General features: G+C 64.8%; 8 protein-coding genes. 4 read left to right on the top strand and 4 right to left on the bottom strand.

All coding sequences use genetic code 11. From position 1 onward, the window contains the following. Nucleotides 1-2: 2 nt before the first annotated feature. Nucleotides 3-1,397 (bottom strand): FAD-binding oxidoreductase, encoded by a 1,395-nt coding sequence (locus tag PLAV_RS12355; RefSeq protein ID WP_012111357.1) that lies wholly within the window; start codon nt 1,395-1,397, stop codon nt 3-5. A 158-nt stretch (nt 1,398-1,555) separates the two neighbouring features. Between PLAV_RS12355 and PLAV_RS12350 the strand changes: the two genes are divergently transcribed. Beyond that, nucleotides 1,556-2,050 (top strand): thioesterase family protein, encoded by a 495-nt coding sequence (locus PLAV_RS12350; protein WP_012111356.1) that lies wholly within the window; start codon nt 1,556-1,558, stop codon nt 2,048-2,050. Nucleotides 2,051-2,233: 183 nt separating this feature from the next. Here the strand turns inward: PLAV_RS12350 and PLAV_RS12345 are convergent, their stop codons facing one another. Then, nucleotides 2,234-4,150, bottom strand: coding sequence for a chloride channel protein (locus PLAV_RS12345; protein WP_143710214.1), 1,917 nt, complete (start codon nt 4,148-4,150; stop codon nt 2,234-2,236). A 29-nt stretch (nt 4,151-4,179) separates the two neighbouring features. Here PLAV_RS12345 and PLAV_RS12340 point away from each other — a divergent pair, with 29 nt between their 5' ends. The 3 genes from PLAV_RS12340 (at nt 4,180) to PLAV_RS12330 (ending at nt 9,513) form a co-directional block, all read left to right on the top strand. Beyond that, complete coding sequence (locus tag PLAV_RS12340; protein ID WP_012111354.1) at nt 4,180-6,516, top strand: ATP-dependent helicase; 2,337 nt, start codon at nt 4,180-4,182, stop codon at nt 6,514-6,516. Nucleotides 6,517-6,724: 208 nt separating this feature from the next. Beyond that, nucleotides 6,725-7,657 (top strand): 50S ribosomal protein L11 methyltransferase, encoded by a 933-nt coding sequence (locus PLAV_RS12335; protein ID WP_012111353.1) that lies wholly within the window; start codon nt 6,725-6,727, stop codon nt 7,655-7,657. Between the two features lie 41 nt (nt 7,658-7,698). Beyond that, nucleotides 7,699-9,513, top strand: coding sequence for an aminopeptidase P family protein (locus PLAV_RS12330; protein ID WP_012111352.1), 1,815 nt, complete (start codon nt 7,699-7,701; stop codon nt 9,511-9,513). 7 nt (nt 9,514-9,520) lie between these two features. Here the strand turns inward: PLAV_RS12330 and PLAV_RS12325 are convergent, their stop codons facing one another. Continuing rightward, on the bottom strand, nt 9,521-10,744 hold the full coding sequence (locus tag PLAV_RS12325; RefSeq protein WP_012111351.1) for a GNAT family N-acetyltransferase: 1,224 nt from the start codon (nt 10,742-10,744) through the stop codon (nt 9,521-9,523). Between the two features lie 132 nt (nt 10,745-10,876). Beyond that, a complete protein-coding gene (gene ligA / locus PLAV_RS12320; RefSeq protein WP_012111350.1) occupies nt 10,877-13,009 on the bottom strand; it encodes an NAD-dependent DNA ligase LigA in 2,133 nt (710 codons plus the stop codon). Nucleotides 13,010-13,011: the final 2 nt, after the last annotated feature.

The raw sequence follows: 13,011 nt of genomic DNA, 5'->3' as shown, positions 1-13,011 counted from the left end.
CGTCAGGCAGAAAATATCTTCCCCGGGTTCAAAATCCCCTTCGGGTCGAGCGCCTGTTTGATGGCGCGCATGACGGCGACGCCGGTTCCGTGCTCCGCTTCGAGGAACTTGATCTTGCCCTCGCCGATGCCGTGTTCGCCGGTACAGGTGCCGTCGAGGGAGAGGGCGCGGGCGACCATGCGGTCGTGGAGGCGGGTGGCTTCCGCGAGGTCCTGCGGGTTTGCGGGGTCCATCAGCAGCAGCATGTGGAAATTACCGTCGCCGACATGGCCGACGATGGGTGCTTTCAGGAACGAGGTTTCGAGATCGGCCAGCGTGCCCCTTATCGCTTCCGCGAGGCGCGAGATCGGCACGCAGACATCGGTGACCATGCCCTTCTTGCCGGGCGCATAGGCGAGCGCGGCGTAATAGGCGTTGTGGCGCGCTTCCCAGAGCTTCGTGCGGTCTTCGGCTTTCGTCGCCCATTCGGACGCGCCGCCGCCATGCTCCGAAGCGATGGCGCCGAAGCGTTCCGCCTGTTCCGCGACGGAGGCATCCGTGCCGTGAAACTCGACAAACAAGGTCGGCACTTCGGCGAGCGTCAGTTTGGAATAGGCGTTGCAGGCGCGGATCGACAGGGGATCGAGAATTTCGATGCGGGCGACGGGCAAACCCGACTGGATGGTCTCGATGACGGCATCGACCGCGCCTTCGATGCTGGCGAAGGGGACGACGCCCGAACGGATAGCTTCCGGTATGCCATAGAGCCGGAGCGTCACCTCGGTGACGATGCCGAGTGTGCCTTCGGAGCCGATCAGCAACCGCGTGAGGTCATAGCCGGCGGAAGACTTGCGGGCCCGCCGCGCGGTCCGCACCACCGAGCCGTCCGCCATGACGGCAGTGAGGTTCAGCACGTTTTCGCGCATGGTGCCGTAGCGGACTGCATTGGTACCGGACGCGCGCGTCGCGACCATGCCCCCGATGGTGGCATTGGCGCCGGGGTCGATGGGAAAGAACAATCCGGTGTCGCGCAGATAGTCGTTGAGCTGCTTGCGCGTGACGCCCGCCTCGACCCGCACATCGAGATCGGCCGCGTTCACCTCGAGAATGGCATTCATCTGCGAGAGATCGAGCGACAGGCCGCCATGCACCGCGGAGACATGGCCTTCAAGCGAGGTGCCCGCGCCGAAGGGGATGACGGGCATGTCGTAAGCGGAACAGATGCGGATGATGGCGGCGACCTCCTCCGTCGTCCGCGCGAAGGCGACGGCATCGGGCATCGCGACGGCATGCCAGCTCTCGTCGCGGCCATGAGCCTCGCGCATCGCAGCCGCTGTCGTCAGCCGGTCGCCGAGAAGCGCCTGCAATTCACCAAGCGCCGCCACCCTTCCCTCGTCCCTCGCCGCTGCCCTGCTCATGGCCGCGCTCCCTGATCGCCGTTTTGGCCAGCTTAACACGGAATTTTCCATTCACGTCATTGCGAGGAGGCGTAGCCGACGAAGCAATCCAGCCTTACGATGCCGCTGCTGGATTGCTTCGCTTCGCTCGCAATGACGAAAATAAAAAGGAAACGCCGATGACTGCCCTCTTCACCGCCGGACAGCCACTCGAATGCCCGCTTCGCAAGGTCGAGAAGCAATGGGTGGATTTCAACGGACATCTCAACATGGCCTATTACCATGTGCTGTTCGATGAATCGCTGGACGTGGCTTTTACCGGACTGGGCATCGGCTGGGATTATACCAAGCAGGGCGAAGGCTCATGCTTCACGGCGGAGGTGCATGTCTGCTACCTGGACGAGCTGAAGGAAGGCGACCCGGTTCGCATCACTTATCAGTTACTCGACGCAGACGAAAAACGCATCCATGTCTTCGGCCATATGTATCACGCGGAGAAGGGCTATCTCGCCGCGACGAGCGAACAGATGTGCATTCACGTCGACATGAAATCGCGCCGTGCCTCGCCCTTTCCCGACATGCAGATGGGGCGGATCGCGGAACTGATGAAGGCGCATGAGGGGATGACGCGGCCGGAACAGGCAGGGCGGGTGATCGGGATAAAGCGGAAGTAGAAGAGAGGCTCTCTGGCTTGCCAAATCAACAGTGTCATCCCGGCGAAAGCCGGGACCCACTCGCAATTCTTCTTGCCGCAGCAGAAGAGATTCTCGTTGGAGATGCCCAGCAGATAGTCGCCCCTGCTGAGGGAACCAATGGGTCCCGGCTTTCGCCGGGATGACAATTTTGTTTTGTGTTCCCTACCCGATCTGCGTTCCGATAATCGCGTCCGCGATCTGCGGCTTGCCGATCACGCCGAGGACGTCGGCGGCGCGGGGGATGCCGGGTTTGTCTTTCACGACCAGGGCGAGCTTCGCATCCTTTTCTCCAAGGCGCCGCATGACCTCTTCAAGGATGTTGTTCTCACGCACGAGAATGTAGTCCTGGATCGCCATGTCGGAGAGCGTTTCGACATCCCTGCCGAAGAGTTCCGGCACGCGAATGCGGCTGTCGAAGGAGACGACACCCTGAATGCGGCCCTGCTGCTGGAGCACGATGAAATTCGGCATGCCTCCTTCCGCCGCCCATTGCGCGGCCTCTTCCACCGCCAGCTCCGCCGACATGACCGAGATATTCGCATCCATCACCTCGCGGGCGCTGAGGACGAGATAGAGATTTGAATAGCGGTCTTTCGGCACCGGCCGCCCGCGCCGCACCAGCTCCGCACTGAAAATATTGTCCCGTGTGAGCGCACGTCGCATGCCGATGGAGACGGCAACCGCGATGATGAGCGGCACGATGATGTTGTAGTCGCGCGTCATCTCGAAATTCATGGTGATCGCTGTCATCGCCGCGCCCGTGCCGCCGCCAACGACAGCCGCCATGCCGATGATGGCGTAGTCGGCGACCCCGATGCCGTGATCCGCGTCGAAGATATGCAGCAAGGCGCCGAAGGCACCGCCGAGCGAGGCGCCGATGAAAAGCATGGGCGCGAAAACGCCGCCAGACGCGCCGGAGCCGATACTGAGAGAAGTGGCGAAGACCTGCGCCACGCAGAGGGCGGCGAGCAGCAGGAAGGACGTTACATGGCCTTCGAGAATGGCGGCGATGGCATCGTAGCCGCCGCCGATAATGTAGTAATGGCCGGTGAAATGCGCGAACAGGAAGAGCGCGATGCCGATGCCGGTGAAGCCTGCCGCCGCGCGCATATATTCATTCGGAAAGCGGCGCGGCATGACATCGCCCGCGAAGAGAAGCGTGCGCAGGAAGCCCCATGCGACGAGGCCGGACATGAGCCCGAGCACGACGAAGGCACCGAGATTGAAAATGTGGTCCATCTCCGACGTCGCAAACGACATCTGGGGCAGCACGAAGGCGGGGTACGAACCGAAGACGACGCGGCCGACATAGGTGGCCGAGCCCGTCGCGATGACGACGGGAAGAAAGGTGCGCGCGCTGATCTCGGGAAGGATCAATTCGAGCGCGAAGAGAACCGCGCCGAGCGGGGTGTTGAAGGTGGCCGAAATGCCGGCCGAGGCGCCTGCCGCGAGCAGCGTAATCCGCTGCCATGACGGGAGACGGGAGAACTGTGCGATGGCGGAGCCGATGGCCGAGCCGATCTGCACGATGGGCCCTTCGCGCCCGACCGTTGCGCCTGAGCCGATGGAAAGCGCCGAGGCGATGGTCTTCACCACCGCGACGCGCGGGCGGATTTTCCCTTCGCGGTGATAGACCGCGTCCATGACATCGGTGATGCCGCCGCCTTTCGCCTCCGGCGCGAAACGCCGCGTAATCCAGACGACCGCGATGCCGCCAAGGACGGGCACGAGAATGATGAGGGCGCCAAGCGGGCTGAGCGGCCCCGTTGCGCCCGATGTCGGCGTGAGCGAAAGCTGACCGAAAAAGAAGAGATTATGGAGCCCCACCAGCATGGAACGGAAAATCACCGCGCCGACACCCGTGGCGAGGCCAACGGCGAGCGCCAGCAGGGAGAGGACGACCATATTGACCTGTCTGGTATCTTCCGCCTCGCGCACCCCGCCCTGCCCTTCTTTTCCTTGATACTCCAATATGTTAGGCAGTATGACCAGCCCGACGCGCGGCATCTGCGGCGCTTCCGCCGCATGGCGAAGCCGCCTGCCGCTCCCCATGTTATGCTGTCGGCGCGGATTCGCCACGGGCGCCCCGATCTCACACCGGAAGAGTAATGACGAGTGACCCCTTCGATCTCGGGAACATCCCCGAGGAAACGACTGCCCGCTCCACAAGCCAGCAGGCCATGGCGGGCATGCGCGCGCCCTATCTGGAAGGCTTGAACGCGGAGCAGCGCGAGGCTGTGGAGGCGCTGGACGGCCCTGTGCTGGTGCTGGCGGGCGCGGGCACCGGCAAGACGCGCGTGCTGACGACGCGGCTGGCGCATCTGCTGGCGACGCGGAAGGCCTGGCCGGGGCAGATATTGGCGGTGACTTTCACCAACAAGGCGGCGCGCGAAATGCGCGACCGGATCGGCGCGCTGATCGGCGGCGTGGTGGAAGGCATGCAATGGCTCGGCACCTTCCATGCGCTGGGCGCGAAGATATTGCGGCGGCATGCGGAACTGGCGGGGCTGCGCTCCGACTTCACGATATTGGATGCCGACGACCAGATGCGGCTGATGAAGCAGATCATCGTGGCCGAAGGCATCGACGAGAAGCGCTGGCCGGCGCGCCAGCTCGCCTCGCATATCGACGGCTGGAAGAACCGCGGGCTGACGCCGGACAAGGTGCCCGCCGGCGAAGCGCATGCCTTCGCCAACGGCAAGGGCGGCGAACTCTATGCCGCCTATCAGGCGCGGCTGAAAGTTTTGAACGCGGCGGATTTCGGCGACCTGCTGCTGGAAGTGCTGCGCATCTTCCAGGAGCACCCGGAAGTGCTGGCCGACTATCAGGACCGCTTCAAATACATGCTGGTGGACGAGTATCAGGACACGAACGTCGCGCAATATCTGTGGCTGCGGCTGCTGGCGCAGAAGCACAAGAATATCTGCTGCGTCGGCGACGACGACCAGTCGATCTATGGCTGGCGCGGCGCGGAGGTGGACAACATTCTCCGCTTCGAAAAGGACTTCTCCGGCGCCAAGGTGGTGCGCCTCGAACGCAACTACCGTTCCACCGCGAATATTTTGGGCGCGGCCTCGGGCCTGATCGCCGCGAACGAGCAGCGGCTCGGCAAGACGCTGTGGACCGAAGCCAACGACAATGAAGGCGACCCGATCAAGATCGCCTCCTATTGGGATGGCGAGGAGGAAGCGCGCGCCATTGCCGAGGAGGTGGAGCAGCTGCAGCGCAACGCCCATCTGCTGCGGGACATGGCGATACTCGTCCGCGCCTCGTTCCAGATGCGCGAATTCGAAGACCGCTTCATCAATCTCGGCATCCCCTACCGCGTCGTCGGCGGCCCGCGCTTCTATGAGCGCGCCGAAATCCGCGATGCCAACGCCTATCTGCGCCTTGTCGCGCAGCCGGATGACGACCTTGCCTTTGAGCGGATCGTGAACAAGCCACGGCGCGGGCTCGGCGATGTTGCCGTGCAGACGATCCACCGGCTGGCGCGCGCGGAGAACACGACGCTTTTCCGCGCCTCGAAAATGCTGGCCGCGAGCGAAGAACTGAAGCCCGCGGCGCGGCGGGCGCTGGCCTCCTTCATCGAGCAGGTGGACCGCTGGCGCGCGCTGGTGCCCGGCATGCCGCACACGGAACTGGCGGAAATCATCCTCGATGAATCCGGCTATACCGAGATGTGGCAGAACGACAAATCGGCGGACGCACCCGGCAAGCTCGAAAACCTGAAGGAACTCGTGCGCTCCATGGAGTTTCACGAGACGCTGGCCGGCTATCTCGAACACATCTCGCTGGTGATGGAGATGGAACAGAGCGACACCGCCGACAAGATCAACCTGATGACGCTGCACAGCGCCAAGGGGCTCGAATTCGAGACCGTGTTTCTGCCCGGCTGGGAAGAGGGATTGTTTCCGCATCAGCGCGCGCTGGACGAAAGCGGCCTTGCCGGGCTCGAAGAGGAACGCCGCCTCGCCTATGTCGGCATCACGCGGGCGAAACAGCGCGCCTATATTTCTTTTGCCGCCAACCGGCGCATCCATGCGCTGTGGCAAAGCTCCATCCCGTCGCGCTTCGTGGACGAACTGCCGAAACATCATGTGCAGGTGACGGAAAGCGCGATGGCGGGCGCGAGCTACCAGAATTACGGCCAGAGCCGCTTCGCGCAGGACTTCGCGCAGAACAGCAATTATTCGAGCCCCGGCTGGCGCCGCGCCCAGGCGAATACCGAAATGACCGCGCGGACGAGGCCGCCCGCCTATGAGGTCCATGCCGATCTCGTCGCGACAAGCGACCCCGCCGCCGAAAGCTACGGCAAGGGCGAACGCGTCTTCCACCAGAAATTCGGCTATGGCCATGTGACGGAAATCGACGGCAACAAGCTGACGGTCGATTTCGACAAGGCGGGGCGGAAGAAGGTGATCGACAGTTTTCTGGAGCGGGCGTGAGCGGCTTGGGTTTTCTTTCAACAATACCGTCATTGCCGGGCTTGACCCGGCAATCCAGAAGGCGCGGTACGCGCCGCCCCGCTTCACAAGAAGCCTTTCAGCGGCACATCTCAATGAAGTCATGCGAAGAGGGACGCCGCCTTCGGCGGCTTCTGGACCCCCGGGTCAAGCCCGGGGGTGACATGTTAGGTTTAGGCGGCGCTACGGAATGACCTCCCTCTGGAAAGCCGCCTTCACCGTGCCTTACGAAGCGGCGGAGACATTCTCCGATGCGCTGGAAGCCGCGATCTGGCCGGAGGCGCTGGCCGTTTCGACGACGGAGGCGGAGCCTGGTTCCTCGCCGCTGGTGAAGACGGCATCGGACTGGAACGAGGTCGAGGCGCATGGCCTCTGGCGCGTCGAAGCTCTCTATGCGGAGGAACCGGAGGAGGAGACGCTGCGCGCGGCGATTGCCCATGCGGCGGAAGAAACCGGCATCGCCGTGACGGCGATCGCGATAGAGCCGATGCCGGATGAGGACTGGGTGACGCGTTCGCTGGAAGGGCTCGACCCGGTGCGCGCCGGGCGTTTCTTCATCCATGGCAGCCATGACGCGGATAAAATTCCGGCGGGCACTATCCCCATTCTGGTCGATGCGGCGCAGGCCTTCGGCACCGGCCACCACGAGACGACGGCGGGCTGCCTCGAATTCATTTCCGAACTGGTGCGGCCGGGCCGCCCGGTCGACGCGCTCGACATCGGCACCGGCACCGGCGTGCTCGCCATCGCCATCGCGAAACTCGCCCGGGTGAATGTGCTCGCTTCCGACATCGACCCCGTTTCGGTGAAGGTCGCGCGGGAGAACGCGCGCAAGAACGGTGTCGGCCCCTTCGTCACGGCCGTGACGGCGAAGGGCTTCGGCCATACGGCCCTCCATGCCCGCGCGCCCTATGGCCTCATCGTCGCGAACATCCTGGCGCGGCCCCTCGTCTCGCTGGCGCCCGCCTTCGCCGCCCACCTGAAGCCGGGCGGCACGCTGATCCTGTCGGGCCTGCTCGCCACGCAGGAGGCGATGGTGACGAGCGCGATGCGGATGCAGGGCCTCCGCCTGGTGGCGCGGAAGCCCAAGGGGGATTGGCTGACGCTGCGAATGGCGCGCTGAGCCCCATTGCCGCCTTCCCTGCCTGCCCTTACATTCAAGCCATGTTCCAGACTTTTGAAGACAAGGCCAATCCGGCCCTCGGGATCGAACGTGCGGCGAAGCTTCGCGAGGAGCTGAAGCGGCGCGGGCTCGACGGTTTCCTCATTCCCCGCGCCGACGAGCATCAGGGCGAATATGTGCCGCCCCATGCGGAGCGGCTTCTCTGGCTGACCGGCTTCAACGGCTCGGCGGGCATGGCGATCGTGCTGAAGGACCGTGCCGCGATCTTTGTCGACGGGCGCTACACGCTGCAGGTGCGCGGCCAGGTGGACATGGACACTTTCGAGCCGAAGCACCTGATGGATGAACCGCCGGCGCGCTGGATCGAGGAAAACCTGCCGAAGGGCGCAAAGCTCGCCTACGACCCGTGGCTGCACACGATCGACGCGGCGGCGCGCTACAAGAAGGCGGCGGAGAAGGCGGGCGGCGAACTGGTGGCGGTGGACACGAACCCGCTCGACGCCGTCTGGGCCGACCAGCCGGAACCGCCTGTGGCGAAAGTCGTGCCCCACCCGCTCGACGTCGCGGGCGAGGCGGCGAGCGACAAGATCAAACGCATCGCGACGGCGCTGATGAGCGAGGACGCGGACGCCGTGGTGCTGACCATGCCGGATTCGATTGCATGGCTCTTCAATATCCGCGGTGCGGACGTGCCGCATACGCCACTGCCGCTCTCCTTCGCGCTGCTGCATGAGGACGGCCATGCCGACCTCTTCATCGACGAGCGCAAGCTCGATGGCGAGGCGCGCGCGCATCTCTCCGGCATCGCGACGCTGTACGGACGGGACGACCTCGGCGCGGCGCTCGATGCGCTAGGCCGCGCGAAGAAGACCGTGCTGGTGGACCCAGCAACCTGCGCCGCATGGATCGACGCGCGGCTGAAGGCGGCGGGCGCCGAGGTGAAGCGCGGGAACGATCCGTGCGAACTGCCGAAAGCCTGCAAGAACGAAGCGGAAGTGAACGGCACCCGCGCCGCGCATCTGCGCGACGGACGCGCGCTGACGAAGTTTCTCGCATGGCTCGGGCGCGAGGCGCCGAAGGGTGGCGTCGACGAGATCGCGGCGGCGAAGAAGCTCGAAGCCTTCCGCGCGGAAACGAACGAACTCCGCGACCTGAGCTTCGACACGATTTCGGGCGCGGGCGCGAACGGCGCCATCGTCCATTACCGCGTGACGGAGGCGACCAACCGGCCGCTGAAACCGGGCGAATTGTTCCTTGTCGATTCCGGCGCGCAATACCGGGACGGCACCACCGACGTGACGCGCACGGTCGCCATCGGCACGGCGGGCGCGGAGGAGCGCGACCGCTTCACCCGCGTGCTGAAAGGCCATATCGGCATCGCCACCGCGCGCTTCCCCGAAGGCACCTCGGGCGCGCAGCTCGACGCCTTCGCGCGCATGGCGCTCTGGAAGTCCGGCCTCGACTACGACCACGGCACGGGCCATGGCGTCGGCTCCTATCTCTCGGTGCATGAGGGGCCGCAGCGTATTTCCAAGATGGGCCACCAGCCGCTGAAGGCGGGCATGATCGTTTCCAACGAACCCGGCTATTACAAACCTGGCGGCTATGGCATCCGCATCGAGAACCTCTGCGTCGTGACACCCCCCGCCCCGATTGAAGGCGGCGAGCGCATGATGATGGGCTTCGAAACGCTGACGCTCGCGCCGATCGATCTTGCGCTGGTGGAGAAAAGCCTGCTGACGGCAGAGGAAGTGGACTGGCTCAACGCCTATCACGCCCGCGTCCGCGAGGTGCTGTCGCCGGGGCTCGACGCGGAGACGAAGGCGTGGCTGGAGACGGCGACGCGGGCGATTTAAGGGCCGGCTACTGGATTCTGAGAAACCGCAAGGCCTGTCTCGCCTTCAGCGGCAGGCGCGCATAAAGCGTCTTGGCGGCGGGACGCAGGCAGGCGGCGTAGACGTAAGCCGCATAGCCCTTCCATGACAGCACCACGCCATAGCCGCGCACGGCGACACGGCGGTTCGACCAGGCGAGCTTGTAATCGTCGGCGGGCGGCAGCGGATCGTATTCGCCGAGGCCGTCTTCGATGCAGGCGCGGATGGTGAGTTCCGTCACGACGAAACCGGGGCTGTGTTTCGCGAAGCGGGGCGAGAAGGTTCCCATATAGGCGTAGTGGCTGCCGCCATGGCGGAAGCCGATCTCGACCGCCGCCGTTTCCCCGCCGACCGAGAGATGGGAGAGCGCAAGGCCGGAACGCGCCGTCTCGTCGCCCGCCAGTTCCATCAGGCAGGCTTCGACGCGCGCATCGGCGAAGGCGCGGCCGTAATGGCCGCGGGCTTCCAGCCAGTGCCGCTTGAAGGCGAAGGCGCGGCCCATCAGCTCCACGGCGCGGGGGCCGGGACCAACGATTTCAAAGCCGACATCGCCGAGCGATGCGAGCTTCTTCATGCGCTTCGCGTTGCGCTTTGCCTGCGGCCAGCCCGCCCCGTTGAAATCCGCCGCCGAGTCGAAAGGCGAACTGTCGAGCGCGGGCGCTTCCGTGGGCGGTCCCAGCACGCTGCCGCGCCCCGCCGCCCAGCCGGCAATGGCGCTGTCGGCGCGCACCCCGGCGAGATTGAGAAAATCAACATCGCCCCATTGCGCGATTTCGAGAAAGGCGGCTTCGATCCACGCCGCGCGGCCCGGCGCATCCTCGGCGACGACATCGCCATACTGGCCGACGGGATCGCCCGCCCATGACGCAACGCGGCCGAACGGCGTGCGGCGCACCGCAACCGGCCAGACCAGCACCAGCCGGCCCCGCTCCCGCACGGCGACGAGCCGCAGCTCGGTCTGCTCATCGCAGAAATGCCGCGCCCAGACGAGATGGAAATCGCAGGACTGAAAGGCCGTGGCCGCCCCGCAGGCCCGCGCCTCAAGCGCGCGCCATTCAGGCGCGAGCGCCTTCGCCGCTTCGAAACGGCGATGGGTGTCGACCCCGAGCACGGACGCAGCTTCCACCGGCGGCTTGCGCGTCAGCAACGCGCCCACCGCATAGACCAGTTGGTCCAGAAACAGCGTCTCCTGCAGGATCAACACAGCTTCCATGAAGCCCTCAAGCGCAATCGGGCGGTCCTTCCGGGGAACCGGAGGGCCGAAAAGCTCAATTTCGCAGAGGCAAGGTTAAGATCGTCTAACCGGGAACCCGAAATCGCCCCCTTCGGGGCGGAAACCCGCTTCTCAGCCCGCCAGCTCGATCCATTGGTCTTCATCGAGGATCTCGATGCCGAGTTCCCGCGCCTTGGCGAGCTTCGACCCTGCATCCGCCCCGGCCACAAGAATGTCTGTCTTCGCCGAAACGCTGCCCGCCACCTTGGCGCCCAGTTGCTCCGCCCGCGCCTTGGCCTCGGACCGCGTCATCTTTTCGAGCGAGCCGGTGAAGACCACGGTCTTGCCGGCGACGGGGGAGGAGGTTTCCTGCTTCGGCAGCGGCACGCCCTTTACCCCTGCCTCCCGCAGCCCGTCGAGCACCTCGCGATTATGTTTTTCGGCGAAGAAATCCACGATCGACTCCGCCAGCACCTCGCCCACCCCGTCGATGGAGAGAAGCTCGGCATAGGCCTCGTCCTCGCGGTCTGCCGCCGCGCGCATCTGCTCCTCGAAATGATCGAGCGTGCCGTAGCTCCGCGCCAGCAGCCGCGCATTGGTCTCGCCGACATGGCGAATGCCGAGCCCGAAGATGAAACGGTCAAGCTCCACCTCGCGCCGCGCATCGATGGCGTCGAAAAGCTTTCGCGCGGATGTCGCGCCCCAGCCTTCGCGGTCCTTCAGCTTCTTGAGGCTTTTCGCGTCGCGCGCCGCCAGCGTGAAGATGTCGTCCGGCTTCTTGATGAGGCCGTCCTCAAAGAAAGCGGCAATCTGCTTCTCGCCGAGCCCTTCTATGTCGAAGGCATTGCGAGATACAAAGTGACGAAGCCGCTCCACCGCCTGCGCCGGGCAGACGAGGCCGCCCGTGCAGCGGGCCACGGCATCGAGCTTGCCCGTCTTCGGGTTCACCTCGCGCACGGCGTGGCTGCCGCATTCGGGGCATGTGTCGGGAAACACGAACTTCTTTTTCCCGCGCGGACGATCCTCCACCACGCGCACGATCTGCGGGATGACATCGCCCGCGCGCTGCACCACCACCGTATCGCCCGGCCGCACGCCGAGGCGCTCGATCTCGTCGGCATTGTGGAGCGTCGCGTTCGACACCACGACGCCGCCGACCGTGACCGGCGTGAGGCGCGCGACCGGCGTCAGCGCGCCGGTGCGGCCGACCTGGATCTCGATCTTCTCCAGCACTGTCATTGCCTGCTCGGCCGGAAACTTGTGCGCCAGCGCCCAGCGCGGAGAACGCGAGACGAAGCCGAGGCGGTTCTGCCAGTCGAGCCTGTCGACCTTGTAGACCACGCCGTCAATGTCGTATCCGAGCGTCGCGCGGCGCTCTTCTATGTCGTGATAGAAGTCGATCAATGCTTCCACGGTATCGCAGCGGCCGAACAGCGGATTGACCGTGAAGCCCCATTTGCGGAACGCATCCATGACGCCGGATTGCGTATCCGCCGGAAGGTCCGACATTTCGCCCCATGTATAGGCGAAGAAACGGAGCGGCCTGCTGGCGGTGATCTTTGCATCGAGCTGGCGGAGCGAGCCTGCCGCCGCGTTGCGCGGATTGGCGAAGACGGGCTTGCCCGCCTCGCGCTGCCGCTCGTTCAACGCTGCGAAATCCTCATGGCTCATATAGACTTCGCCGCGCACTTCCACGACATCGGGAATGTTCTTTCCCTTCAGCTCCGCCGGAATGTCGCCGATGGTCTTCAGGTTCTCCGTAACGTTCTCGCCCTCGCGCCCATCGCCGCGCGTTGCGCCCATCACGAACTTGCCCTTCTCGTAGCGCAGCGCCGCCGACAAGCCGTCGATCTTCGGCTCCGCCGTGATGGGCAGGATGTCTTCTTCCTTCAGGTTGAGAAAGCGCCTGATGCGCAAGGCAAAGTCGCGCACATCTTCATCGTCGAAGGCATTCGACAGCGACAGCATCGGCACCTTGTGCACGACCTTGCCGAAGCCGTCCGCCGGCTGCGCGCCGACGCGGTGGCTCGGGCTGTCCTCGCGCACAAGCTCGGGATAGCGCGCCTCGATGGCCTCGTTGCGGCGGCGCAGCGTGTCATATTCCGCATCGGAAATACGCGGCGCATCCTTCTGGTAGTAAAGCTTGTCGTGCTTCTCGATCTCGGCGGCAAGCCGCTCAAGCTCTTCCGGCGCCTCTTCCAGCGTCAGATGATCGACATCCTTCTGCGCCAGCGCCTCATCGAAGCTTTTCCGTTTCGCACTCATAT

It is taken from the genome of Parvibaculum lavamentivorans DS-1 (assembly GCF_000017565.1).
Lineage (GTDB): Bacteria > Pseudomonadota > Alphaproteobacteria > Parvibaculales > Parvibaculaceae > Parvibaculum > Parvibaculum lavamentivorans.
The sequence above is the reverse complement of the archived record's forward strand: the minus strand, read 5'-3'. Positions and strand labels throughout refer to the sequence as shown.

Bases quoted from the DNA above. Each gene is read 5' to 3' on its own strand.
- PLAV_RS12355 (WP_012111357.1), bottom strand. From the start codon at position 1,397: ATGAGCAGGGCAGCGGCGAGGGACGAGGGAAGGGTGGCGGCGCTTGGT.
- PLAV_RS12350 (WP_012111356.1), top strand. From the start codon at position 1,556: ATGACTGCCCTCTTCACCGCCGGACAGCCACTCGAATGCCCGCTTCGC.
- PLAV_RS12340 (WP_012111354.1), top strand. From the start codon at position 4,180: ATGACGAGTGACCCCTTCGATCTCGGGAACATCCCCGAGGAAACGACT.
- PLAV_RS12335 (WP_012111353.1), top strand. From the start codon at position 6,725: ATGACCTCCCTCTGGAAAGCCGCCTTCACCGTGCCTTACGAAGCGGCG.
- PLAV_RS12330 (WP_012111352.1), top strand. From the start codon at position 7,699: ATGTTCCAGACTTTTGAAGACAAGGCCAATCCGGCCCTCGGGATCGAA.
- PLAV_RS12325 (WP_012111351.1), bottom strand. From the start codon at position 10,744: ATGGAAGCTGTGTTGATCCTGCAGGAGACGCTGTTTCTGGACCAACTG.
- ligA (WP_012111350.1), bottom strand. From the start codon at position 13,009: ATGAGTGCGAAACGGAAAAGCTTCGATGAGGCGCTGGCGCAGAAGGAT.